Below are 25939 nucleotides of genomic sequence, written 5' to 3' on the forward strand. Positions count from 1 at the left end.
GGCCCTTCCCGCGAGAGGCGGGAAGAGCCGTTTTCCCTTACTCTTTCATCGACAGCCAGCGCGTGCGGTGGATGTCCTGAATATTGTCGACGAAGCCTTCGACCTTCGGCGAAACGACGTTCTTCGAGACGTAGTAGTAGATCGGCAGGGCGGCGGATTCATCAAGCGCCAGCTGCTCGGCCTTCTTGAAGATCTCGGCGCGCTTCTTCAGATCCGTCTCCGCATTGCCGTCCTTGATCATCTTATCGTAATCAGGATTGGACCAGCGGCCGTAGTTCATCTGCACGCCCGTGACCAGGAGATTCAGGAAGTTGTCCGGGTCGTTATAGTCGGCAAGCCAGCCGGCACGGCCGATTTCGACCTGACCACGCTGCATCTGGTCGTAATGCACCTTGGTTTCGGCATTGACGAGCTCGACATCGACGCCGAGCGGCTTCCACATGGAGGCGATTGCCACCGCGATGCGCTTGTGGTTGTCGTTGGTGTTGTAGCTGAGGACGGCATGGAGCGGCTTGTCCGGACCGAAGCCGGCCTCAGCGAGCAGCTTCTTGGCTTCGGCGACCTTGTCCTTATAGGGCAGGTCCTTCCAGCTGACATAGGCGGGCTCGCCGTAATTGGCGGTGCCCGGCGGAACCCAGGAATAGGCCGGCAGTTCGCCGGTGCCGAGGATCTGCGGGCCGATCACTTCACGGTTGATCGCCATCGACAGTGCCTGGCGGACGCGCTTGTCGCTGAAGGGCGGCTTCTGCGAGTTGACGACATAATAATAGAGGCCGGAGAAGGGGGCGACGTGCGCCTGGCCCGGCAGGTTCTTCTTCATCCATTCGTACTGATCGGTCGGGAAGTCGGTGAGGATATCGAATTCGCCGGCGCGGTAACGTTTCAGCGCGGCTTCCTGATCTTCGAGCACGAAGAACTTGGCGCCGTCGATCTTCAGGTCCTTGGTGCCGTACCACTGGTCGTTCTTAACGGTGGTGACATGCGAGCCCGGAACCCATTCGGTCGGCTTATAGGGGCCGTTGGTGACGATGTTGCCGATCTTGACCCAGTCCTGACCCTTGGCTTCGACCACGTGCTTTGGCAGCGGATAGGCCGTGTAGTGCATCAGAGCGTTGATGAAATAGGGGGTCGGATTTTCCAGTGTGATTTCGAGCGTCTTGTCGTCGATCGCCTTGACGCCAAGCTGGTTGAGGTCGGTGATCTCACCCTTGTTGATCTTTTCGGCGTTCTTGATGGTGAACTGCAGATAGGCATAATCGGCGGCGTTCTTTGGGTCGACGAGGCGCTGGAAGGCGAAGACGAAGTCTCCTGCCGTTACCGGCTGGCCATCGGACCACTTGATGCCGTCGCGAAGCTTGAAGGTGTAGACCTTGCCGTCGGGCGAAATCGTCCAGCTTTCGGCCTGGCCGGGAATCGGATTGTCCTTGGCGTCCTCGGTGACGAGGCCTTCGAAAATGTCGCCGGCAATACGATTCTCCCAATCGCCGGAAAGCTTCTGCGGATCGAGCGACTGCGGATCGCCACCATTGTGAATGTTGAGCGTGGCAGCATGCGCAGAAAACGCCAGCAATGTGCCAAGCATTGCGGAGGCGAGAAATTTTTTCGTGAACTGGTTCATCGTGGGTCCACCTTTCTAGGCTTTGCGCCTTTATTAGACATCTGTTCCCGACATTTGACCTCTTACGTGCAGGTCAGTGCGCACCTTATCGCAAAGGCTTTGCGTTGCAACCCCAAATCCGGAGGCCGGATTCCGGTTGTGGACAAGCTTATATACGCCCTCCTCTTGCCGGATCGCGACGAACTGTCGCGGACCGTTTTGGACCGCTGCTCCAGGCTTCACCCGGTTGTCTTTTGCCCCGTCCGCTTTAGTGTGGCGGTCGCAAACGAAACAGGAGAGCTAGCCGATGGCATTGCAGGCAGGCGGGAATGCGGATTGGTGGCGCGGCGCGGTAATCTATCAGGTCTACCCGCGCTCGTTTCAAGACACCAACAGCGATGGCCTCGGCGACCTCAAGGGGATCACCCGCCGGCTGCCGTATATTGCCAGCCTCGGTGTCGATGCGATCTGGCTGTCGCCCTTCTTCAAGTCGCCGATGGCCGACATGGGCTATGACGTCTCCGACTATTGCGATGTCGACCCGATCTTCGGCACGCTCGCCGATTTCGACGAGATGATGGCCGAGGCGCACAGGCTCGGCATCAGGGTGGTCATCGACCAGGTGATCTCGCACACATCGGACCGGCATCCCTGGTTCGTCGAGAGCCGGGCGAGCCGGACCAATCCCAGGGCGGACTGGTATGTCTGGGCCGATCCGAAGCCGGACGGGACGGCGCCGAACAACTGGCTGTCGATCTTCGGCGGTCCGGGCTGGGAATGGGACGGCGTGCGCCGGCAATATTACCAGCACAATTTCCTGACCTCGCAGCCGGACCTCAATTTCCATTGCGAAGAAGTGCAGGATGCGGTGCTGGAGACGGTGAAGTTCTGGCTCGACCGCGGCGTCGACGGCTTCCGGCTGGATACGGTGAACTATTATTTCTGCGACAAGCAGCTGAGAAGCAATCCGCCGCATGAGCCCGACGAGGATGACGCCGGCCTTGATGCGCCCGACAGCAATCCGTACGGCATGCAGAGCCATTTCTACGACAAGACGCAGCCGGAAAATGTCGATTTCCTCAAGCGCTTCCGGGCACTGCTCGACCAGTACGAGGATCGCACGACTGTCGGCGAGGTCGGCGATGGGGCGCGTTCGCTAAAGACGGTCGGCGCCTATACGAGCGGCGGCGACAAGCTGCACATGTGCTACACCTTCGACCTGCTCGGACCGGAGTTCACCGCAGAGCATATTCGCGGTTGCGTCGAGGACTTCCAGAAGGTGGTGACCGATGGCTGGGTCTGCTGGGCCTTCTCCAATCACGACGTCATGCGCCATGTCAGCCGTTTCGCACGCACGGAAGAAGAGCGGCCTGTCATCGCCAAGCTCGCGATCTCAGTGCTTGCGGCGCTGCGCGGTTCGATCTGCCTCTACCAGGGTGAGGAGCTGGGCCTGCCGGAGGCGGAGCTTGCTTTCGAGGATCTGCGGGACCCCTACGGCATCCGTTTCTGGCCGGCGTTCAAGGGCCGCGACGGATGCCGCACGCCGATGCCCTGGGAGGCGGGCAAGGCGCATGCGGGCTTCACCTCGGCGGAAAAGAGCTGGCTGCCGGTGCCTTATGAGCAGGCTGCGCTTTCCGTGGATACGCAGGAGGAGAGCTACTACTCGGTGCTGCACCACTACCGCAGGACGCTCGCCTTCCGGAAGAGCCACCCGGCGCTGATCGACGGCGAAATGACCTTTGTCGGCACCAACCAGGACCTGCTCGCCTTCACCCGCGAAAAGGGCGGGGAAAAACTGCTGTTCGTTTTCAACCTGACGCGCAAACCGGCCGATTTCCGCCTGCCTGACGGTATCGTGCTCGGGGAGCCGTTGGCCATGCCGGGCTACGAGGCCGTGAACGATGCGGGTACGGTGAAACTTGCAGCCCTGGATGGGTTTTGTGCGCGGGTCAGTGGCCTCGCGAAATTGCTCGACAAGGTGTCCTATGCGAAACCTGTTGAGGGCGAATACCGGAAGCCTGGCGGTAGGCACCCATAGTCCTGGCGCTGCTCACCCGATCAGCGCGAATTTGTCCACGTCGACCATACCGCGGTCGGATATCTTCAGGTGCGGAATGACGGGAAGCGGCAGGAAGGCGAGCTGGAGGAAGGGTTCTTCCAGCGTTGCGCCGAGCGCGAAGGCGGCCTTGCGCAAATCATGCAACGTATCGCGAACCTTTTCGTAAGGCTCAAGGCTCATCAAGCCGGCAATGGGCAGGGCGATTTCGCCGGTGACCTTGCCATCCTCCACGACGACAAAGCCGCCCTGGATCTCGCCGAGGCGGTTTGCGGCACGCGCCATGTCATCCTCGCTGACGCCGACGACGCAGATATTGTGGCTGTCATGACCGACGGTGGAGGCGATTGCGCCCTTCTTCAGGCCGAAGCCCTGGACGAAGCCGTTGGCGTGGTTGCCGTTCTTGCCGTGGCGTTCGATGACGGCGACCTTGATGATGTCGTTGGCAAGATCAACGGCCGTCTCGTTGCCTTTGACGGGCAGCCGGTAGCGGCGATGCTCGGTGATGATCTTGCCCGGCATGACGCCGATAACCGGCGTTTCGCCTTCAGCGACCGGCACACCGAAATGGGCGGCGTTGACCGGCCGGGCCTTGACGCTGTCGAGGCCGATCGGAGCGACCGGTTTGCGCGTGGAAAAGAGCGCATCGGTGACGCGGCGGCCGGCTGAGAAGACCATGTCGGCGCGGCAGCCTTCCAGACTGTCGAGAACCACGAGATCAGCGCGCCAGCCGGGCGCCACGAGACCGCGATCGCTGAGACCGAAAGCGCGGGCGGCCGAAATCGAGGCGGCGCGGTAGATCGCCAAGGGCTCGACGCCGTTGGCGATTGCTGTGCGGATCATGTGATCGAGATGACCCTGTTCGGCGATGTCGAGCGGATTGCGGTCGTCGGTGCAAAGCGCGAGATATGGTGAAAGCCGCTCGGTAATGATGGGGATCAGTGCGGCGAGATCCTTCGACACGGAACCCTCGCGCACGAGGATATGCATGCCTTTGCGGATCTTTTCCAGTGCTTCCCCGGCCGTGGTGCATTCATGCTCGGTGCGGATGCCGGTTGCGAGATAACCGTTGAGGCCGTTGCCGGAAAGAAGCGGCGCATGACCATCGATATGGCCGCCCTGGAAGGCGTCGAGCTTGGCCATGCAGACGGGATCCTTGTGGATCACGCCGGGGAAATTCATGAATTCGGCGAGACCGATGACCTTCGGATGGTCGCGGAAGGGCAGGAGACGCTCGATCGGCAGATCGGCGCCTGCGGTTTCGAGATGGGTCGCCGGCACGCAGGAAGACAGCTGGACGCGGATGTCCATGATCGTCTCCAGCGCGGAGTCGAGAAAGAATTCAATGCCGGTGGTTCCGAGCACATTGGCAATCTCGTGCGGATCGCAGATCGCGGTGGTGACACCATAGGGCAGGACGCAGCGGTCGAATTCATGCGGCGTGACGAGCGAGGATTCGATGTGCAGATGCGTGTCGATGAAGCCGGGAACGACTGTTCGGCCCGATATGTCGATCTCGGTTTCGCCCGCATAAGTGCCTGATGTGCCGACGATGCGGTCGGCGCCGATGGCGATATCGGAGCGGACGACTTCGCCGGTGACGAGATCGAAGAAGCAGCCGCCCTTCAGCACGATATCGGCGGGCACACGGCCCACACCCTGGTCGATAAGACGTTCGAGTCTGCTGGTCATGGCACCGCTCACATTGCAACCGATTCCGAAGTTATAACCGATCTGCGTCGACATGCGATGCCTGCAAACGCGATCGGGCGCCGAATGGCGCCCGATCGTAGTCTCTCATATCGCGGCTCATTCGGCCGCGACGATCTTGCCGCCTTCCCACTTGTAGAGCGAGAAACTCTGCGAAGTCAGGTCGCCGGTTTCGCCGTAAGTGACCTTGCCGATGGCCGTCGGGATCTCCTTGCCGTCTTTCAGCGCGGCCGCGACGGCTTCAGCATCCTCGGCGCTGCCGGCCTTCTCGATGCCGGCCTTCAGAACTTCGACGGCGGCATAGGCGTTCAGCGTGAAGGCTTCGGCCGGAATGTTCTTGGCGGCAAGCGCATCGACGGCAGTCTTGGAGTCGGGGTTCTTGGTGGCGTCGGAGGCGTTAGTGAACAGCGTGCCGCCCGCCGCATCTGTGCCGATGGCCCAGAATTCGGTGTTGGAGAGGCCATCGCCGCCGATGATCGTCGCGTTGGCGGAAAGGTCATGCAACTGGCGGGCTAGCAAGCCGCCTTCCGGGTGGTAGCCGCCGAAATAGAGGATATCGACCTTCTCAGACTTGATGCGGGTGGTGAGCGCGCTGAAATCCTTGTCGCCGGGCGTGATCGCGTCATTGACGACTTCGGTAACGCCGCCGGCGTTCAGCGTCGCCTTGAAGGCATCGGCGAGGCCTTTGCCATAGGCGCCTTTGTCGTTGACGATGGCGATGCGCTTGTCCTTGAAGTTCTGCAGCACGTATTTAGCGGCGACTTCCGCCTGCTGGTCGTCGCGACCGCAAGTGCGCAGCACGTTGGTGAGGCCCCGCTTGGTCAGGTCGGGGGCGGTCGCCGTCGGGGTGACCATCAGCACGCCGTTTTCAGCCAGCACGTCCGAAACGGGGATCGCGACACCCGACGTCACCGGGCCGACGACGAAGCGGATGCCGTCGCCGACGACCTTGTTGGCGGCGGAAACGCCCTGCTTCGGTTCGCCGGCATCGTCGGCCAGCTCGAGGACGACCTTCTCGCCGAGAATTCCGCTCTTCTTGTTGATCTCGTCGACGGCGGTCTGAGCACCGTTCTTCACCTGATCGCCATAGGCGGCGACCGGACCGGTCAGCGGCGCGATCAGGCCGATGGTGATATCGGCATGGGCAAGCGGTGCAAAAGCGAGTGACGCGACGAGGGTCGCCGTCAATGTCTTGAGGGTCATTGTCTATCTCCTTGGATGGGGTCTTCGACCCGCGATGAGGTGCCGCGCCGGCCTTCCCGATCATTCAACAGCCCTTCGGGGCCGTGCCAAGGACGATCGGTAACGGCGCGGTCAGCGAGCCCGCCGGCCATGTTTGACTCGAGGAAGCTCATGGCGAGATTTCTAGGAATTTTGATGAGATTGCGCAAGTTCATAACAAAATGGACGGAAAATCCGGTCGATCCGACCCGAAAATGTGCTTGATCGGACCATCTTCTACGCTTTCAGGGATCTTTCAGAGGCGAGGTCGCATGGGCGGGCCTCCGCCGGACGAAAATACTTCCGCCCGGTTGTCTTTATCTTTCCCATTAACCGTTAGTTTGGCCAATGACAGTAGGATCCCACGATACCCAAACACCGCAGCATTGAAAAAGAGACTACATAAAGAATTACATAAACACATCGGGACAGAGATCTGGATGCTCAAGCGTATCGATGCCGGTCAGGTGCGGATCGGAATGTTTGTGGAGGCTGTCGAGGGCCTGTGGCAGGACCCGCTTTTGTCGAAGCGCAGATTTTCCCTGCGGCACGAGGTCGATGCGGCAAAAATTCGTAAATGCGGCACCGCCAGCGTCGTCATCAATACTAGCAAGGGGCTCGACATCAACGGCCTGCCGGGTCGTGACATTGAGGTCGCCATTCAGGCGGCGCGCGAGACCGTCCAGAAATCCGTGCGGTTGCTGGCGGATGCTTTCGGGCGGTTGCGCAACGGCGACGGAATCAGTGTCGATCACCTGACGCCGGTCATTTCTTCCGTCTCCAAGTCGATGGATGAAAACCCTTCGGTTTTCCTCAGCGTCACACGCCTGAAATCAAAAGACGAAGTGACCTTCCTGCATTCCGTTTCGGTGAGCGCGCTGATGATTCTTTTCAGTCGTCATCTCGCACTCGATGAGCATACGATTCAGATGCTCGGCACTGCGGGTTTGCTGCACGACGTCGGCAAGCTTGAAATTCCGCTTGAGGTCCTCAACAAGGCAGGGCCCCTGGAAAGGGATGAGATCAGCTTGCTCCGTGGCCATCCGGAGAAGGGGCATGCGATCCTGTCGCGGCAGGAGGGCATGTCGGAGATCGTTCTCGACGTTTGCCGCAATCATCACGAGCGCATCGACGGCAAAGGCTATCCGCGCAGCTTGTCCGGCAGCGAGGTGAGCCTTCACTCGCGGATTGCGACGATCTGCGATGTTTACGACGCCATCACTTCGGTTCGGCCGTATAAGGCGCCATGGAGCGCCAGCGAGGCACTGAAATGGATGCTCGGCGCTGAAGGGCATTTCGATCGCCAGCTCCTGAAAAAATTTGCCCTCTGCCTTTCGGTCGCTTCTGTGAGCTGAGTTTCTTGTATCTTCAGACGAAAAGACCCGCGAGAGCATTGTCCATCGCGGGTCTTGAGGATCTTCGATCGCCTCTTCAGATGTTGTTCTGAAGGATGGTCCTGAGCTTGCCGAAAAGTTCGTCGATATGGTGCTTTTCGATGATCAGCGGCGGGGAGAGCGCGATGATGTCGCCGGTCGTGCGGATCAGAAGTCCGCTCTCATAGGCCTTCAGGAAGGCCGTAAAGGCGCGCTTGGTGGGCTCGCCGGCGATCGGGTCGAGTTCAATTGCGCCGATCAGGCCGGTGTTTCTGATATCGATGACGTTGGGGCAGTCCTTGAGCGAATGCAGCGCGTCGGCCCAATAGTCGGAAAGTTCGGCAGCACGGGTCAGCAGACCCTCTTCCTTGTAGGTGTCGAGCGTGGCAAGCGCTGCGGCGGAGGCGATCGGGTTGCCGGAATAGGTATAGCCGTGGAAGAATTCGATCATGTGCTCCGGACCGTTCATGAAAGCATCATGGATCTCGGAGGTGACGAAGACGGCGCCCATCGGAATGACGCCGTTAGTCAGTCCCTTGGCGGTGGTGATCATGTCGGGCTTGACGTCGTAATATTGCGCGGCAAAGGGGGCGCCGAGGCGGCCGAAACCGGTGATGACTTCGTCGAAGATCAGCAGGATGCCGTGCTTGGTGCAGATTTCACGCAGCTTCTGCAGATAACCCTTCGGCGGGATGAGGACGCCGGTAGAACCGGCGACCGGCTCGACGATGACGGCGGCAATGGTAGAGGCGTCATGTAGCGTGACGATGCGCTCGAGTTCGCTGGCGATGTCGCCGCCATGCTCGGGCTCGCCGCGGGTGAAGCTGTTCTTGCCGGGCTGGTGGGTGTGCGGCATGTGATCAACACCGGTGAGCAGCGTGCCGAACATCTTGCGGTTGGCAACGATGCCGCCGACGGAGATGCCGCCGAAATTGACGCCGTGATAGCCGCGCTCGCGGCCGATCAGACGGAAGCGCGAACCGTTGCCCTTCACGCGGTGATAGGCAAGCGCCACCTTGAGCGCGGTCTCGACGGATTCGGAGCCGGAATTGGTGTAGAGGACGTGGTTCATGCCTTCCGGAGCGATGTCGACCAGACGGTTCGCCAGTTCGAAGGCCTTGGGGTGGCCGAGCTGGAAGGCCGGGGCGTAATCGAGTTCGCCCGCCTGCTCGCGGATTGCCTCGGTGATCTTCGGACGGCAGTGGCCGGCGTTGACGCACCAGAGGCCGGCCGTGCCGTCCAATACCTGACGGCCGTCATGGGTGGTGTAATACATGTCCTTGGCGCCGACGAACAACCGCGGCTCCTTCTTGAACTGGCGATTTGCCGTAAACGGCATCCAGAAGGCGCGAAGATCGTTCGGTGCATTGAGGCGGTTGGACATGCTGTTCTCCTGGCCGTCGACGGCCCGTTTCCGAGGGCTTGTCGCCCGAATTTTTACTGCCCGGTCAAATTATCAGGGCATCTCAAGGCGTCAACGAGAAAAGTCCCGACATGCTTCCGCTCAGAAAAACTCGCCAAAAGGCACGACCGGCAAATCGCCAGATTTGCCGGTCGTGCCGTTAAGGTTCACGTGCTGAAATACCGTTGCCGAGGCTTCGGGAGGATTCCCGGGCGGCACCGGCACGGCTGACGGTCATGTCAGCGCTATCATCAGGCCGCAGATCTGCTTCTGTTCGGAACGAGGTAGATGTCTTCGAGCGTCGCCAGAATCTTCATGACCGGCTCGGATGTGCTTGAGTAGTAGATGGTTTGGGCGTCGCGACGGGTCTTGACCAGTTTTTGCGCACGCAGTTTCGAAAGGTGCTGTGAGAGAGCCGACTGACTGAGGCCTACTTGTGCAGCAAGGACGCCGACGGCGACTTCACCTTTCACCAGGCTGCACAGGATCAGCAATCTTTTGGGGTTGGCCATAGCTGACAATAGTGCCGCCGCCACATTCGTGTGGTCAGCCAAATCAGGGGTTTCCATATTGTTATCTTCCTAATGCGAAACGTACATCATCTGTGTGATACAGGCCGTCTGCCGGAGCGGGCGGCCGAAATTAGCAACTAGGCTTGAAGATTGTATATACCTAAATTTAAGGTATCGAGTATGCTATTTTAGATATGTTTGAACAAATGTGATCGCAATCCACAGCGAGAGTTTCGAACTCGTGTCGCACCAAAAAGTCCCCGGAAATAATGTCGAAGCCCGCCGGATCTACCCCGCAGATGCGCCAAGAGCCCGATTCCGGTGCGTTTAAGCGCACTGCAAGGATGTCCGCCACATCGGGATGGCGCTCTACTAAATCTCGCACTGTTTCGGCCGCTTTGGCGGCGATCGCCTCGATTGCCGGCGATTGGATCACGAGGTCACTTCCGTCGAGATGGTAGGCGCGGCCGAAGCCGCCGTTGAGGCTCGCCTGCTCCGGTTTGAGACGGAAGAAGAGGAAGTCGGGAAAATCGATATAAAGTTTTGCCTTGGGATGGCGATCGAGAAAACGCGTGCGAATGCGCTCGTGGAAGCGATGACCATGCTCGACCGGCTCCGCCACGCATTGGGTCGTCAGCCGGCCATAGACGAGGGGATCGCCCTTGCCCGGCTCGCCGGTGAGCAACGAGGCGCGTGGGTCCCTTGCCAGCGCCTTGGTGTGAGCCGAAAGCCTCGAAACGAGGATGACGGGCGTGCCGTCGATATCGGTGGCGAGAAGGACCCGGCTGGCGAAAGGAAAACCGGTCTCGGGGTCGAGAACGGCGATCGCCGCGTACCGGGCGGAGCGCAGCAGCACGCGGGCGAGTTTGCGGGCCTCGTCGTCGGTTTCGCGTAAGGGGGAGGGTTGATCTTTCATAACCGCTTTGTGGCAAAGCGGCTTGAAAACATCAAGCGTCCTCCTTGCGGCGATGGCGTGTAAGGCCGGCGACGATATCCTGGGCCGTGATGGTGCCGATGACCGTGCCGTTTTCCACGATGCCGATGCTGCCCGGCTGGCGGGCGAGTACGTCGAGGACATCGACGAGCGGGGTCGCGGCGCGGGCCGTGGCGCTGACGCTCATGCCGGCGGCCGTCTGGCCGAGGCCGGGCTGCATGACGTCGGCGGCGGTCAGCATGTTGATCGGATTGAGGTTCTGCACGAAATCGGCGACATACTGGTCCGCGGGGTTCTTGACGATGTCGTGTGGCGTTCCGCACTGGATGATCCGGCCGCCCTCCATGATGGCGATGCGGTTGCCAATGCGGAAGGCCTCGTCGAGATCGTGGCTGACGAAGAGAATGGTCTTCTTCAGCCGCCGCTGGAACTCCAGGAGTTCGTCCTGCAGACGGGTGCGGATCAGCGGGTCGAGCGCAGAGAACGGCTCGTCCATGAGCAGGATCGGGGCGCCGGTGGCAAAGGCACGGGCAAGGCCGACACGCTGCTGCATGCCGCCTGACAGTTCGTTGACCTTGCGGTTTGCCCATTTCGTCAGGTTGACGAGTTCGAGCTGCTCGCCGACGCGGGCCTTGCGTTCCGCCTCCGGCATGCCGGCGAGTTCGAGGCCGAAGCCGACATTTTCGGCGACGGTGCGCCACGGCAGGAGGGCGAACTGCTGGAACACCATGGAGACGGTGTGGGTGCGCAGTTCGCGCAGCGCCTTGGCATTGCATTTGTAAGGATTGACGAGGCCCGTGGTTGTGGACACCGCGACGTCGCCGCGCACCACTGGAGCGAGCCCGTTGACGGCGCGCAGCAGCGTCGACTTGCCCGAACCGGAAAGGCCCATCAGCACGAGGATCTCGCCTTCCTCGATCGTCAGCGAGGCATTGGCGACGCCCAGCACCAGGCCGGTCGCGGCGCCGATCTCGTCGCGCGTTTTGCCCTGGTCGGCCATGGCAAGGGCGGCTTCCGGCCGGTCGCCGAAGATGATGCTGACATTCTTGAAGTCTATCGCTGTCATGTGCCGTCTCCTTCGTCGCCTGCGCGGAATATGCGGTCGAGAACGATCGCCAGGATGACGATGCAGAAACCGGCTTCGAAGCCCTTGGCGATGTTGACAGTATTCAGCGCGCGCACGACCGGCACGCCGAGACCTGGAGCGCCGACGAGAGCGGCGATGACGACCATGGACAGCGACAGCATGATGGTCTGGGTGAGACCCGCCATGATCTGCGGCGCGGCGAACGGAAGCTCGACTTTGCGCAGCACCTGGATCGGCCGCGCGCCGAAGGCGACGGCGGCTTCGACGAGGGAAGGCGGCGTCGAGATGATGCCGAGGCGTGTCAGCCGGATGGGGGCGGGGATCGCGAAGATGACAGTCGCGATCAGGCCCGGCACCATGCCGAGGCCGAAGAGGATAAGGGCCGGGATCAGGTAGACGAATGTCGGGATCGTCTGCATGAGGTCGAGCACCGGGCGCATGGCGGCATAGACCCAGGCGCGGCGGGCGGCCGCAATGCCGAGCGGAATGCCGATTACCATGCACACGAAGGTGGCCGCGAGTACGAGGGCGAGCGTCTCCGTCGTCTCCTTCCAATAATCCTGGTTCACGATGAGCAGCAGGCCAAGACAGGTGAAGAGGGCGACGGCGATCGAGCGGCGAAGCCAGAAGGCAAGCGCGGTAACAGCTGCGATGACGATCAGCGGATGGGGCTTCTGCAGCACGAAGAGCAGGCCGTCTATGGCGCTCGACAGCAGGAAGGAAAGCTGGTTGAAGAACCACTCGCCGTTCGAGGTCAGCCAATCGACGAAGGATTTGGCCCAGGGGCCGATCGGAATCTTAAATTCAGTGATCCAGTTCAAGGGCGCGCCTATCCAAAAATTAACAATCGGACAAAAATGAAACGGGGCGGCGAGCCGCCCCATTCATATCATCAGAGACCGAGGCCGGTCTTGGCGGCCGCGAGCGCGTCGCCTTTGCCGTCACGGGTCTTGACGCCGGCGAGCCAGGGCTCTAGCGCGGAAGGGTTGGCCTTCAGCCATTCGGTAGCCGCAGCTTCCGGTTCCTTGCCGTCGTCCAGGATCTTGCCCATGATCTGGTTCTCCATGTCGAGGGAGAACGTCAGGTTCTTCAGCATCGCGCCGACATTCGGGCATTCACCGAGGTAGCCGGCGCGGACATTGGTGTAGACCTTGGCGCCGCCGAAGTCGGGGCCGAAGACGTCGTCGCCCCCTGTGAGGTAGGTCAGCTTGAAGTTGGTGTTCATCGGATGGGGTTCCCAGCCGAGGAAGACAACGGGCTTGCCTGACTTGTCGGCACGGGCGACCTGGGCGAGCATGCCCTGTTCGGAGGATTCGACGACTTCCATATCCTTCATGCCGAAGGTGTTCTTTTCGATCAGATCCATGACGAGACGGTTGCCGTCATTGCCGGGCTCGATGCCATAAATCTTGCCGTCGAGATCGTCCTTGTGAGCGGCGATATCCTTGAAGTCCTTGATGCCGAGCTCGGCACCCTTGGCGTTGGTGGCAAGCGTGTACTTGGCGCCGACGAGGTTGGGGCCGAAGGATTCGACCGATTTGTCATCGATATAGGGGCGGACGTCCTTTTCCTGCGTCGGCATCCAGTTGCCGAGGAAGATGTCGATGTCCTTGTTCTTCAGCGAGGTATAGGTGACCGGCACCGAGAGAACCTTGATATCGGTCTGGTAGCCGATGCTTTTCAGGACGACGGAGGCGGTCGCCGTCGTGGCGGTGATGTCAGTCCAGCCTACGTCGGAGAAACGAACGGTGGAGCAGCTGTCGGGATCGGCGGCGAAGGCGGCGGTCGCAACGGAAAGGGCGGCGACGGCAGTTGCAGTAACGAGTTTGAATGTGCTTGTTGTTTTCATTTTAGACTCCCAGTCTTCAGGTCCCCAAGCCAATCACCAATAGCCCAGTTTGACAAGCGACCTCAGTGTGTTTGCGTCGTATCGACGGGTGCGATTGCGACGTCGGCGATTTTTTCGCAGTGTCTCGTTTTGGCGGCTTTCGTGGGTCTTTAGGTGCTGATTCTTGTGATTATCGCGGGCGCGGGGCTTTTCTTCGTGGTTGTGAGCTTTCAATAAGCCGAGCAAGGAGACATCGGATGGCAAAACTCTATTTCAACTATTCGACAATGAACGCCGGCAAGTCGACGCTCCTGCTGCAAGCCTCCTACAATTATCAGGAGCGCGGCATGCGGACGGTGCAGCTGATCGCCGCCTTCGACGAGCGCGCCGGCCGGGGCGTCATCGGCTCGAGGATCGGGCTGGAAGCGAGCGCCATCCCCTTCGAGCCACACGAAGATCTGTTCCAGCTCATCGCCGGGCTGCGCGGCGAGGGGGCGCCGATTTCCTGCGTCTTCGTCGACGAGGCGCATTTCATGACGGCAGTCCATGTCTGGCAGCTTGCCCGTGTCGTCGATCGGCTCGGCATCCCCGTCATGGTCTATGGGCTCCGGACCGACTTCCAGGGAAAACTGTTTCCGGCCTCGCAGGAGTTGCTGGCGATTGCCGACGAGATGCGCGAAGTGCGCACGATCTGCCATTGCGGCCGTAAGGCGACGATGGTGGTGCGGCTCGACGCCGAAGGCAAGGTGCTGCACGAAGGCGCGCAGATCGATGTTGGCGGCAACGAAAAATATGTCTCGCTCTGCCGCAGGCACTGGGACGACGAAATGAACGGGGCCTGGATCGCAAAGCCGGTCTGATGCGGAGCGGCTCGCCTGTTTTCTTCGGAGCCGCGAGCGGCTAGCTTGAAGCAGGAGATTCCCGGAGAGATCAGGTGCGCAAAGCCCCGCCATTCGACAATCAGTACGAAGCCGCAGGCGGCCTCGCCGAGAAAATCGCGGCCGAGGGAGCCTTTTGCGCAGCCTGCATCCGCGCCTTCAGCAGCGATGAAATACATTCGGCCGACGAGGTCTTCCTCGAACAAAACGCCCGCTTCCAGGCCCATATCGCCGATAGCGCGGCGTTGGATGGGCTGCTTGCCGAACTGGTCTTTTCGCTCGATCGGATGACTGCAGAGGTTTCCGCCGATCTCGACAGTTTCCGCGGATTGACGCTGCGCGAGAAAATGGCCGGCTGGACGTCCCGCCAGCGAATGTGGCGCATGTATACCGAACGCGTGCGCGAGGCGCCAGTCATCGATCAGCTGCTCGACCTCCTGGCGAAATCGGACGCGCTCGCCGGGCTGATCGCCAGCCAGCGCGCTGCGGTCATCGAACGCCACAAGGCAGCCGAACACAGTCTCATCGGCATTGTCGAGCAACGGCGCCGGCTGGTCGATTCCATCGATATCGCCCGCCTCAAGATGAAGGAGCTCAACGCCAAGGCGCTGACGACGCAGGGCCGCATCGGCGTCTACGGCAACAGAGCGCATTGGGAGCAGATGGAGGCGGAGCGGCGGGCGCTGAAGGCGGAGGCAGAGCGCATTTCCGCCGAAGAGCATGTAATGCGGGACGACAGCCAGCGGCGCGAGCGCTTCATCGGCCAGTTCCAGGCATTCGTCGATTCACTGAACGGCCGGATCGGTGCCTGCAATGTGCTGCTTCGCAAGCTGATGATCGATGTCGAGGAGCGGCTGCTCATCTATCAGGCGCAGGTCGATACCGACCGGCCGGGCATGAAGGTCAGGATCAAGCCGGAATTCTTTCCCGATATCGCGGCGCCGATCAGGCTGTTCGAGAAGGGTATGCTGGTCGCCCAGGATCTGGAGCGGCGCAAGAGCCGCGCCGATCTCGACGCGGCAGGAAAGTTTCCTGCTTATGCCGAGCCGTTCGCGGAAACTTCGGGAACGCCGCTCATCGATACGGCCCGCAGGCCTTTCCGCTTCAGTCTGCCTTTCCTACGTTCCTGAGCCGTGAAGCGCGGTCTGCGCTGCTTTCATTCTCAAAAATCGTAGGGCTTGTGTTGTGCTCGGCCCACCGAGCGCATATGTGGATGCAACGGGGCGGCGATGTCCTACTGCATAATTCCTTAAATCGGAATCGATTTAAGGAATTATGCAGCGACTCAAAGTGCTACAGCGTCCATAGCGCGTTTGACGCGCGGCGCTGTAGTGTTCGCCCCGCCTGACAGGAGACGACGATGCTTGACCGGATAGCCGGTTTCTTCAGGCTGATCGGCCAGACGATCGGCCGCTGGGCCCGCCTGTTTTTCGCCTGGGCCTTCTGGCCCTTTCTTGCCGCGCATGGGTGGTATCAGCGCCGGAGCTGGATGGTCCGCTTGCCGGTCATCGCATTCGTAGCGCTCTTCGTCGTGCTCTACGGCTATTTCTTTTGGCAGACGCAGGTCTGGACCAATTTCAACACCGCTTTCGTCGACCAATACCGGCTTTCCGAACGCAAGGTTCCCGCCGGGCAGGAACTGCCTGTCGCCGAGGCGAGCGGCGCTGCCGCCGCCAAGACCTGCCAGCGCTCGGCCATCGTCGACGTCACGGCCGACCTGACCGATTTCAACGTCGACCAGAATGCATGGATATCCTCCATGCTGCTCTACAAGATGGGCTTCTTCGGTATCGACTGGGATCACACGCCCCTCCTCGATAATAAAGCGTCGTTCCAGCGTGGCATCAACCAGGCGGTTCGCCGGACTTCGGCGGAGCTTGTCGATACGCTCGGGCGCGTGCGCGGCACATCGGGCATCAATAATGATCTGCAGAGCGCGCGCGGCAATCTGCAGTTCGACGAACATAGCTGGTATTTCGGTCTCAATCCTTTCGGGCCAAAGACACCGACGCCCTCCTATTACCGGTCGGCGATCGGCAGCCTGCGCAAATTCAACACCGATCTTTCCGCCTGCAACGTCATTTTCGACGGCCGCGCCGACAATCTCATGCAGTTCATCGACCGCGTCGCCAACGATCTTGGCGGGACCTCCGACATGCTTGCCGAGCGCTCGGAGCACCACAATCGCGGCTGGTTCGATACGCGCGCCGACGACCGGTTCTGGTTCGCCTACGGTCAGCTCTATGCTTATTACGCCATTCTTGCCGCTGCACAGGCGGATTTTTCCCAGGTGGTGCAGGAGCGCAATCTCGGCGCGGTCTGGGGCGGCACGATGCGACAGTTCCAGGCGGCGCTCCGCATTCAGCCGGCGATCATCTCGAACGGGCGCGAGGACGGTTGGATCATGCCGAGCCATCTCGCCACCATGGGCTTCTACATTTTGAGGGTGCGCTCGAACCTCGTGGAAATCCGTTCGGTGCTCGATCGTTAAGCGCCGCGCCTCGAGGGTGGTCAGTGGGGCGCCGTATGATCCTCGAAGCCGAGGACTCGCAGCTTTTCGACGAATCGCAGGTGAGGCCAACGATGCCGCCACCGCTCGCATCGTCGCAGAAGCGGCCGATGCTGCGCACCAGTTTGTAGCCGCCAAGCCGATTGTCGACGCGGTAAACGAAGTGGAAGCCGTGAAGGCTTGCCTCCTCGAAGATTTGGGCGATCAAGCTGCGGTCTTCGGCGTGAATACGCGACATCAGTTCCGCCAGGTTAACCGGTCCGTCGCTATTGGGCAGATCGAAGCTTGCGTGCACATCCTCGCTTGCGAAGAAATGTCAGGTTTGATGTCGATACGCCAGAAGCCGAAAAGGCGATAGGCAGCGAGCATCTGGACGATTTCGGCATCGGTGATGCCGATATGGGCGCGGGACTGTACTATCTTGTCAACGACAGGCTGTTCAAAGCGAAGAGACACGATTCCCTCAACTTAGGGACGGCGTTCTGACTCTCGTCTGATTGCTCAGTTGATTAGCTTCAATCGAATTGCTTTTGCTACTAATTGGGTGCGGTTGACGCAATCGAGTTTTTTGATCGCGTTGGTCATGTAGGCGTTCACGGTATGGTCAGACAGCGTCAGGATCTGACCGATCTCGATCGAGGTCTTGCCCTGTGCGGTCCAGCGCACGACTTCAAGTTCGCGCGCCGACAGCGCATTGTGGACGCTTTCCTCGTTACGTCTGACGGCATTATATGCGTCGAGGGCGTGGAGGATGATGATCGCCAGCTCGTTGACCTCGGTCTGGCCGAGCGCGGCGCGTTCGCCGCAAAACCAGAAGACCAGGCGGCGGCCGTCGACTGCAATGGTCGGCATGGCGACCCCCGCCGGGATCGCATGGTGCAGCATCAGGGCACGCAGTTCGGCGGGAAAGGCCTGACCATTGACGGCATCGTTGAGGTGCCACGCTAGCGGCACGGCCGACTCCCTCAACCGCAGGCCGAAAGGACAACCACGCATCATATTGGCGCGGTCGAAATCGCGGACGTAGGCGGCGGGAAGCGAGCTTTCGATCAACAGCGGCTTCAGCAGGAGATCTTCCGGAGAAGGGGCGTGCATCAGCGTCGCATGAGACAATCCGAAGGCTGTAGCCACCCTGCCGAGAGCCTGCGCAAACAGGCCACGCGTCCCTGCAACTGCAAGCTCCGCCGAAAGTAACGACTGTCTTTCAGAGGTGGTCATGTAAGACATTTGTACGCCTCCGGCAGCCCCGATGTTATCGCTATCAAATACAGAAACTGCGGCGGATGCTAGTCCCAATTGCCTAATCTCGCGCCGATTAATCCGAATCGTGAAGAAATAGTCACAGTTGCGCGCGTCCCGGTTGAGTTGCCGCCGGCGCAAGTAGCGTTGTGGTATTTTTGACTTCTCCTGCGGCAGGGTAGCTGTGGATTTCGCCCAGGCCGGGCAGGAAGAGAATCATGGCGGAAGAGGCGGGGCGGCGCGAGACGCCGAAATCCGGCTTGCTGCCGCCCGATGCAATTGCTAAGCGTATTCGCATGTATAACTGAGGCGACCTAATCGTGCGGTTTGCAAGCAAATTGCGTCTGAAGTATCTGCTTTTTCTGGTGTTACTTGTTTTTCTTCTTTTAAGCTTGCCGTTCGGTGCTGCGACCTCGCAGGCTGCCGGGCAGAACCAGCCGGCAGGGCAGCCGCCGATGCGCTTCATCCTCGTTCACCATCCCCTCTGCGTGGAAAACTGTCCGGGATGGATATCGGCAGAGGGACGCATAACCTCCGATACGCCAGGCCAATTTCGAAAAATTCTGAAAAAGATCGGCGGCCGGAAATTGCCGATCGTCTTCCGGTCCGAGGGCGGTGATGTCGAAGCCGCTTATGCGATCGGCCGGATGATCCGCAAAGCCGGTCTGGAGACGGCGGTAGGCGGCACGCGGCTGAAGGATTGCCCGGCGGACGATCTGCGTTGCAATGCAGCTATCGCAAAGGATGGGACCGCGCTTGGCAACACCTATTCGGTCGGTGCATATTGTTTTTCCGCCTGTCCGCTGGCATTCGCCGGCGGTACGGAGCGTGTCGCCTCGCAATGGGCGTTGATCGGCGTCCACCAGATCACGACAATCTATAATAAGGTGCGAGTCTCTTACCGCATCGAATACAAGATCGTGAATGGCAAGAAGAAGGAAATCTCCCGCAAGGAAGTTGGACGCAAGTCAGCAGGGCAGAGCAGTTCCACCAAGCTCGGCAAGAAGGCCACCGCGGCCCTGACGGGCTACTTGAAGGAAATGGGCGTCAGCGCCGATTTGGTCGGCCTGATGATGAGCGCCACGCCTGACAGCATCAACATCGTACCGGCCGCAGATTCCCTCCGCATGGGCCTCGTGACCGATATGCTAGCCTACAACGAATGGCCCGGCATGCCTGCCTGCGGGCCGGATGTGGCGGCCGAGGCCGTCTGCCATGGCCATCGCCCGGTCGAAACGCCGGTAGCCAAGATGCCTGTGCAGGATGCGGCCGCAACCACGGGCGAGAGCCTGCCGAAAACCAGGCCGATGGACTTTCTCCTGATGTACAATGGCAATTGTCAGGAAGAGTGCATGCAGTGGATTGCTGCGGATGGAGACATCACGCCGGATACGCCGGCGCGGCTGGAAGCGATCCTGAAGACGCTCGGCGGAAGAAAGCTGCCGGTGGTCCTTCAGTCTAACGGCGGTGACATGGACGCGGCTTTCGCAATGGGGCGGATGATCCGTACGGCAGGTCTGGAGACCTCCATTGGCAGAACGCAGTTGCCGAATTGTCCAGAGCTGGATCCGCGTTGCAAGGCCAGTATCGCCAAAAACGGACCGACCAAGGGCGAGGTCTTTGCCTCCCGTGCCTATTGCCTTTCGACCTGTACTCTTGTCCTGATGAGCGGAACGCCGCGGATTGTCGGCTATTCGTCTATCGGCCTCGTTAGACCCACGACGGCCGAATATACGAAATTCCTCGCCTATTTCGACGAGATGGGCATCAATGCTGAGAGATACGAGACGGTAATGCCTGCCATATCAACTGAGCGAGGAAGGATCATACTTCCTTCTCAGGCCCTCGAACTTGGCATCATCGATGGCATCATTCCCTATAATGAAGAGCCCGGATTGCATGTCTGCGGGCCGGAGACGAAGGAAAGTCTCCGGTGCCCCGGAAAGCCGGAGGCAGAAGCAGGCCCTGTCGCAGCCACTGTAAATTGACATCGGGGTGTGAAGGCACGCCGTAGCGGCAATCGTTATGCGCCAGATAAACACCGAGCGCGGCAGCCGCAAGACACGTCGCGCTATTCACACCCTGCCGATATTTCGCTATCCCGATGAAGAGGAAACATCGGCTCCGCTGCTGCGGAGCTCGGGGGGAGCATCCATGCCGTCAATCAAATCCGATATCGAAATCGCGCGCGCGGCGGCCAAGAAACCGATCTTCGAGATCGGAGCGAAACTCGGCATACCAGCCGATCAGCTCGCTCCTTATGGCCACGACAAGGCCAAGGTCAGCGCCGAGTTCATCGCGGCGCAGGCGGGCAAGAAAGATGGCAAGCTGATCCTCGTCACGGCGATCAACCCGACGCCGGCAGGAGAGGGTAAGACGACCACGACCGTCGGGCTCGGCGACGGGCTGAACCGGATCGGCAAGAAGGCCATGATCTGCATACGCGAGGCTTCGCTCGGTCCCTGCTTCGGCGCCAAGGGCGGAGCGGCAGGCGGCGGTTATGCGCAGGTCGTGCCGATGGAAGACATCAATCTGCATTTCACCGGCGATTTTCATGCGATCACCTCGGCGCACAATCTGCTGGCGGCGATGATCGACAACCACATCTATTGGGGCAACGAAGAGAATATCGACGTCCGCCGCATCGCCTGGCGGCGGGTCATGGACATGAATGACAGGGCGCTCAGGAGCATGGTCTCCTCGCTCGGCGGCGTAGCCAACGGCTTCCCGCGCCAAGGCGGGTTCGACATCACCGTCGCCTCCGAAGTGATGGCGATCCTCTGTCTCGCCACTGACCTGAAAGATCTGGAGCGGAGGCTCGGCGATATCATCATCGGCTATCGCTTCGACAGGACGCCGGTGCATGCGCGCGACCTGAAGGCCGACGGCGCAATGGCGGTGCTGCTCAAGGATGCGATGCAGCCGAACCTCGTGCAAACGCTGGAGAACAATCCCGCTTTCGTGCATGGCGGCCCTTTCGCCAATATTGCTCATGGCTGCAATTCGGTGACGGCGACGAAGACGGCGCTGAAGCTTGCGGACTACGCGGTGACGGAAGCAGGTTTCGGGGCGGATCTCGGCGCCGAGAAATTCTTCGACATCAAATGCCGCAAGGCCGGGCTAAGACCGGATGCGGCGGTCATTGTCGCGACCGTCAGGGCGCTGAAGATGAATGGCGGGGTGAAAAAGGAGGAGCTCGGCACGGAGGATGTCGTGGCGCTGAAGAAGGGTTGCGCCAATCTCGGCCGGCACGTTGCCAATGTGCGCCGTTTCGGCGTGCCCGTGGTCGTCGCGATCAACCACTTCGTCTCGGACACCGACGCCGAGATCGCGGCGGTGAAGGAATTTGTCTCACGGCTCGGCGCCGAGGCGATCCTCTGCCAGCATTGGGCGAAGGGTTCGGCCGGCATAGAGGAGCTGGCGCACAAGGTGGTGGAACTGGCCGAATCGGGCCAGGCGAAATTTCAGCCGCTCTATGGCGACGACATTTCGCTGTTCGAGAAGATCGAGATCGTCGCCTCGAAGATCTACCATGCCGGCGAGGTGACGGCCGACAAGGCGGTGCGCGATCAGCTGCAGACATGGGAGCAACAGGGCTACGGCAAGCTGCCGGTCTGCATAGCGAAGACGCAATATTCCTTCTCCACCGATCCAAACCTGCGCGGCGCGCCGGAAGGACATATCGTTCCCGTGCGCGAGGTGCGGCTTTCGGCAGGCGCCGGTTTCGTCGTCGCCATCACCGGCGAGATCACGACGATGCCCGGCCTGCCGAAATCACCGTCGGCGGAGCGGATTTTCCTGAACGAGCAGGGTTATATCGAAGGGTTGTTCTGATCCGGCGTGTGACACCCTGATTCACGAGATTCGCGCGACCAGCCCCTCTTCCGCCTGCCGGCAACCGACCCGGGTCGAGCCACGCGCCTCGACCCGTCCTTCGGACCCCCGCTTGCGGGGCGAAGGGGATATGCCGCGGGTTCAGATCTACCTCTCGCGGGGCACGTCCCCTCGCCCCATTTTTACGGGGAGAGGGCTCGTCCAGGATGGGGGCACTAAATGATCAATGACAATAACGATAGCCGCCCTTCCTATCCATCACATCGAGATGGAAATGGGTCTCGTGGGCGGCGTCGCTTTCGGGGTCCAGCACGGTGGTGAAATAGATGCAGCCGGCGGCGCTGACGGTACGCTGGAAGGCGCCGGTCAGCGTCGGGTCCTCGCGGCGGGCGCGGACGGCGACGTCTTCGCCTTTCTCGAAATGGAAGCTTGCAATATCGATGGCATTGCCGCGCGCATGCTCGGAGATCTTGCCGGTTTCAGCGCCGTTGCGCAGACGGCACATATAGGATGTAGCCTGGTTGACGGTCGTGAGGCGCCCCTGTTCCGGCAGGGCAGCGGAGGCGGCCGGGATGACGCTCTCTTTCAGCCAGCGGGCGAGGGCGAGTGCCGCCGGGCAGCGGATTGTCGCCTCCGGCTTGAGCGCAATGCCGGCCAGGGCTTCGGAGACGATGATCGGTTTGTCGATGCCACAGCCGTTGCCGTCGTCGATGCGCGGCGTGTCCTTGAAGACGGCGCCCAAGGCTCGGAGTGCGGCTGTGCATTCTGCGTGTTCGGAGTCGCTTTCGGGTTCGATCGTCAGATGTTGCTCCTCGAGCGTCTGCTCGGCAGGCGGCTTGTTCTCTTCCGCCGGCGTCTGCGGGCTTTTTAGCCCGCCCGGCAGCGGCGGGCCTTGCATCGGTTCTGCCAGCTCCGGCTTTGCTTGTTCGGGCTTTGCCGGTTCGGACTTTCCTTGTTCGGTTTGGGGCGCCGATGGCTCCTTCACATCGGGCTTCGGCTGCGGCGCCGGCACATCCGCCGACGCGGGTGGCTCAGTCTTGTCGGGAAGCGGCGTAGGACTGGTTGCAGACCCGGTGTCCGGGCGAGGTTGGGGTAAAGGACCATGCGGGGGCAGGCGGGCGCCAGCAAGAAAGGCGGTAGCGGCGAGAAGGATTGCCAGTATCGAAAGTTTTCTCAACGCATCCTATTCCCTGGTGTCGATAGCACAGAAGGGATAACGCACTATGGCGGGTTTCGTTGCAATTGCGCAACGTCCTGGAAGATCATTAAAAACTTGAAAACAAGCTTCAACATAAACCAGTCGATTATGTTGACAACCATTCTCATGTTTTTTAAGCGGCAAAAAGAAGGCGGATTTCTGCTCCGTCTTATCCGCAATAGCCCAGCCAGCCCATCGAGCGTTCGACGCGCCACGACCAGCCAGCCCGGTAATCATCATGAGAGGGTAGGGTATGATCGTCCGGCATTGGCGCTCGGTTCTAATGGTTTGCACGGCAGTTGCAGCTGTTCTTCCTGTTTCGCAGTCTTTCGCGCAGAGCGCTCCGGTCACCACGCCGGAAGCGACGGCGGATGACAGCACCGTCCTGCAGAAGATCGTCGTCAAGGGCAAGCGCGTGGCGCCGGGCAGTGTTGCCGATACGCCGCTCGCGACAGAGATCACCCAGAAACAGCTGGAAGAGAAGCAGGTCACCAATTACGACGACATCGGCCGCAGCGTCGATGCAGGCGTCAACTATTCGCGCGCCGATGCGGGCTTTAACCTGCGCGGCCTTTCCGGCGCTCGCATCCTGACGACGATCGACGGGATTCCGATCCCTTACATCTCGAACAGCTCGCGCCAGGGTGCTTTTGCGCCTGCCAACGCCAATGGCGGCGGCGACACTTTCGATTTTGATTCGCTGTCTTCGCTCGATATCGTGCGCGGCGCGGATTCGAGCAAGGGCGGTTCGGGCATGCTCGGCGGCGCTATCGTTCTCAATACGCTGGAACCGGAGGATCTGATCCCTGAGGGTCGTGACCGGGGCGCGATCGTCAAGTCGACCTATGACAGCGAAGACCGCAGCCTCTCCGGTTCGGCCGCCGCCGCCAAGAAGATCGGCAGCACCTCGATCCTGTTCCAGGGCGGCTACCGCAAAGGCCATGAGCGGGCAAACATGGGCAACAATGATGTTTACGGCGCTCTTCGCACCGTGGCGAACCCGGCTGATTTCGACCAGAACAACCTGCTTTTCAAACTTCGCCAGGAGCTGGAAGGCGGTCATCGCATCGGCTTGACGGCGGAACGGTTCCGCCGCGACCTGGAAACCGATCTCCGCCACCTTCAGGGGGGAACCAGCCCGCGCAACTTCATGATCGACAATTATGACGGTCGCGAACAGCGTGACCGCGATCGCGTATCGCTCGACTATGATTATGAAGCGCAGTCTTCCGACGCGTTCTTCAGCAGCGCGCGTGCTACGCTTTATTGGCAGGATTTGAAGAAGGAAGCGGGCAGCGGGGGCCGTACGACCGCCAATGTTGCCTATGGCCGCAACAACGAGGTCGAAAACGAAACCTGGGGCTTCAGCGGCATCGCGACGAAGGATTTCGAATATTCCGGTCTCAGCCACTCCGTTCGCGTCGGCCTTGACGTCGGCGTCTCCAGCTGGAGCCAATATAGCTGGGCTCTGTGCCCCACGTCGACGACTTGCCCATCGCTGAACAATCAGGCGGAAGTTCCTAATGTGGACAGCCAGACCCTTGGGCTAGTGGTCGAAGACAAGATCGAGATCGGCAATACTGGCTTCACGCTGACGCCCGGTTTCCGCTTCGACTGGTTCAACTACGACCCCTCGACCGGCGGCGGTTTTGCCAACAATAACGGCCTTGCCCGTTTCGGCGATCTTCGCGACCGGACGGAAGCCGCCATGTCGCCGAAGATCCTTGCGACATACGATCTGACGCATGATGTCGAGCTCTATATGCAGCTGGCGGTCGGCTTCCGTGCGCCCACCGTCGACGAGCTCTATAGCCGCTTCTACAACCCCACGGGCCGCTACGCCCAGCTCGGCAATTCCGATCTGCAACCGGAAATCGGCCGCGGCATCGAAGTCGGCGCCAATTTCGACATGGGCGATTTTACCGGCAGGGTCGCGGCTTTCCATACCCGTTATCAGAACTTCATCGAGACGGTGACGAGCGTCGACTCAACCGGTTTCACGGAGTTCAATTATACGAACGTGGCTGCGGCCACGATCTCCGGCATTGAAGCCAGTGCAGCAAAGACGTTCAACAGCGGCATCAATCTGCATGCTTCGCTTGCCTATGCCTATGGCAGGAACGAAGAGACGACGCAGCGCCTGCGCTCGGTGGCGCCGTTCAAGGCGATCGTCGGCGGCGGCTGGAGCAATGAGACTTTCGGCTTCGATCTTTCCTCGACGCTTTCGTCCGGTATCCTGACCGACCACCTCGATACACCAATCACCAACACCGCCGACACGACCTTCGATGCGCCTGGTTATGCCATCGTCGATTTGACCGGCTGGTGGACACCGGAAGAGCTGCCGGGCCTGCGCGTCCAAGCTGGTGTCTACAACATCTTCGACCAGGAGCACTACAACGCGCTCGCCGTGCGCGACGTCAATCTCAGCTCGGCGACCACGTCGCAGCCACGGGAATGGTATTCCGAGCCGGGCCGCACATTCAAGGTCTCGCTCACCAAGACCTTCTGAGCCAGTCATGCCTTCAAGGCTGGGGGAGGGGCGGCTTTCGGGCCGCCCT

The 25939-nt window shown here is 60.6% G+C and carries 20 protein-coding genes and 1 pseudogene; 8 read left to right on the forward strand and 13 right to left on the reverse strand.

The features are described from left to right. Positions 1-37 precede the first annotated feature (37 nt). Positions 38-1618: a peptide ABC transporter substrate-binding protein gene (locus PYR71_RS09345; RefSeq protein ID WP_183912332.1), complete on the reverse strand. Its 1581-nt coding sequence runs from the start codon at positions 1616-1618 to the stop codon at positions 38-40. Positions 1619-1904: 286 nt separating this feature from the next. Here PYR71_RS09345 and bglA point away from each other — a divergent pair, with 286 nt between their 5' ends. After that, positions 1905-3635 carry a beta-galactosidase BglA gene (bglA, locus tag PYR71_RS09350; protein ID WP_275619131.1) on the forward strand — a complete coding sequence of 577 codons (1731 nt, stop codon included), beginning with the start codon at positions 1905-1907 and terminating at the stop codon, positions 3633-3635. A 12-nt stretch (positions 3636-3647) separates the two neighbouring features. Here bglA and ade read toward each other — a convergent pair whose 3' ends face one another. Together ade and PYR71_RS09360 are read right to left on the reverse strand one after the other, a co-directional pair. Then, positions 3648-5345 (reverse strand): adenine deaminase, encoded by a 1698-nt coding sequence (gene ade, locus PYR71_RS09355; protein ID WP_275619132.1) that lies wholly within the window; start codon positions 5343-5345, stop codon positions 3648-3650. Between the two features lie 117 nt (positions 5346-5462). Then, complete coding sequence (locus tag PYR71_RS09360; RefSeq protein WP_275619133.1) at positions 5463-6566, reverse strand: branched-chain amino acid ABC transporter substrate-binding protein; 1104 nt, start codon at positions 6564-6566, stop codon at positions 5463-5465. Between the two features lie 458 nt (positions 6567-7024). Here PYR71_RS09360 and PYR71_RS09365 point away from each other — a divergent pair, with 458 nt between their 5' ends. Beyond that, entirely contained in the window at positions 7025-7939 is a 915-nt protein-coding gene (locus PYR71_RS09365) for an HD-GYP domain-containing protein (protein WP_275619592.1), read from the forward strand. Positions 7940-8015: 76 nt separating this feature from the next. On the opposite strand, the gene aptA is transcribed toward PYR71_RS09365, so the two are convergent. The 6 genes from aptA to PYR71_RS09395 all read right to left on the reverse strand — a co-directional run bounded on the left by aptA (position 8016) and on the right by PYR71_RS09395 (position 13741). Further along, positions 8016-9341, reverse strand: a complete 1326-nt coding sequence (gene aptA, locus PYR71_RS09370; protein ID WP_275619134.1) for an omega-aminotransferase AptA — start codon at positions 9339-9341, stop codon at positions 8016-8018. A 269-nt stretch (positions 9342-9610) separates the two neighbouring features. Beyond that, entirely contained in the window at positions 9611-9928 is a 318-nt protein-coding gene (locus PYR71_RS09375; protein ID WP_183912342.1) for an ArsR/SmtB family transcription factor, read from the reverse strand. A gap of 109 nt (positions 9929-10037) precedes the next feature. Then, the gene (locus tag PYR71_RS09380) at positions 10038-10787 is read right to left on the reverse strand and encodes a HugZ family pyridoxamine 5'-phosphate oxidase (protein WP_183912343.1); all 750 of its coding nucleotides are present in this window, start codon (positions 10785-10787) and stop codon (positions 10038-10040) included. Between the two features lie 31 nt (positions 10788-10818). Next, positions 10819-11871, reverse strand: a complete 1053-nt coding sequence (choV, locus tag PYR71_RS09385) for a choline ABC transporter ATP-binding protein (RefSeq protein ID WP_183912345.1) — start codon at positions 11869-11871, stop codon at positions 10819-10821. Then, positions 11868-12713, reverse strand: a complete 846-nt coding sequence (gene choW / locus PYR71_RS09390; RefSeq protein ID WP_275619135.1) for a choline ABC transporter permease subunit — start codon at positions 12711-12713, stop codon at positions 11868-11870. Before choW ends, choV begins: the two co-directional genes overlap by 4 nt. A gap of 71 nt (positions 12714-12784) precedes the next feature. Continuing rightward, on the reverse strand, positions 12785-13741 hold the full coding sequence (locus tag PYR71_RS09395) for a choline ABC transporter substrate-binding protein (protein ID WP_275619136.1): 957 nt from the start codon (positions 13739-13741) through the stop codon (positions 12785-12787). A 236-nt stretch (positions 13742-13977) separates the two neighbouring features. On the opposite strand from PYR71_RS09395, the gene PYR71_RS09400 reads away from it, so the two are divergent. From PYR71_RS09400 to PYR71_RS09410, 3 genes are all read left to right on the forward strand, one after another. Then, the gene (locus tag PYR71_RS09400) at positions 13978-14580 is read left to right on the forward strand and encodes a thymidine kinase (RefSeq protein WP_183912351.1); all 603 of its coding nucleotides are present in this window, start codon (positions 13978-13980) and stop codon (positions 14578-14580) included. Positions 14581-14654: 74 nt separating this feature from the next. Continuing rightward, positions 14655-15728, forward strand: coding sequence for a hypothetical protein (locus tag PYR71_RS09405; protein ID WP_275619137.1), 1074 nt, complete (start codon positions 14655-14657; stop codon positions 15726-15728). Positions 15729-15958: 230 nt separating this feature from the next. Beyond that, entirely contained in the window at positions 15959-17089 is a 1131-nt protein-coding gene (locus PYR71_RS09410) for a DUF2333 family protein (RefSeq protein WP_275619138.1), read from the forward strand. Between the two features lie 20 nt (positions 17090-17109). On the opposite strand, the pseudogene PYR71_RS09415 reads toward PYR71_RS09410, so the two are convergent. From PYR71_RS09415 to PYR71_RS09425, 3 genes and pseudogenes are all read right to left on the reverse strand, one after another. After that, a pseudogene (locus PYR71_RS09415) lies at positions 17110-17563 on the reverse strand (PAS domain-containing protein). 45 nt (positions 17564-17608) lie between these two features. Next, positions 17609-18334, reverse strand: a complete 726-nt coding sequence (locus tag PYR71_RS09420; RefSeq protein WP_275619139.1) for a helix-turn-helix transcriptional regulator — start codon at positions 18332-18334, stop codon at positions 17609-17611. A gap of 112 nt (positions 18335-18446) precedes the next feature. Beyond that, a complete protein-coding gene (locus tag PYR71_RS09425) occupies positions 18447-18812 on the reverse strand; it encodes a hypothetical protein (RefSeq protein WP_275619140.1) in 366 nt (121 codons plus the stop codon). Here PYR71_RS09425 and PYR71_RS09430 point away from each other — a divergent pair. Together PYR71_RS09430 and PYR71_RS09435 are read left to right on the forward strand one after the other, a co-directional pair. Then, entirely contained in the window at positions 18802-20334 is a 1533-nt protein-coding gene (locus PYR71_RS09430; RefSeq protein WP_275619141.1) for a COG3904 family protein, read from the forward strand. The two genes, PYR71_RS09425 and PYR71_RS09430, sit on opposite strands and share 11 nt — an antisense overlap. A gap of 166 nt (positions 20335-20500) precedes the next feature. After that, positions 20501-22180, forward strand: coding sequence for a formate--tetrahydrofolate ligase (locus tag PYR71_RS09435; protein WP_275619142.1), 1680 nt, complete (start codon positions 20501-20503; stop codon positions 22178-22180). Between the two features lie 223 nt (positions 22181-22403). Here the strand turns inward: PYR71_RS09435 and PYR71_RS09440 are convergent, their stop codons facing one another. Further along, entirely contained in the window at positions 22404-23357 is a 954-nt protein-coding gene (locus PYR71_RS09440) for an extensin-like domain-containing protein (protein ID WP_275619143.1), read from the reverse strand. Between the two features lie 274 nt (positions 23358-23631). On the opposite strand from PYR71_RS09440, the gene PYR71_RS09445 reads away from it, so the two are divergent. Then, on the forward strand, positions 23632-25890 hold the full coding sequence (locus PYR71_RS09445) for a TonB-dependent hemoglobin/transferrin/lactoferrin family receptor (RefSeq protein WP_275619144.1): 2259 nt from the start codon (positions 23632-23634) through the stop codon (positions 25888-25890). Positions 25891-25939 lie beyond the last annotated feature (49 nt).

This window comes from Rhizobium mulingense (assembly GCF_029194105.1).
GTDB lineage: Bacteria > Pseudomonadota > Alphaproteobacteria > Rhizobiales > Rhizobiaceae > Rhizobium > Rhizobium mulingense.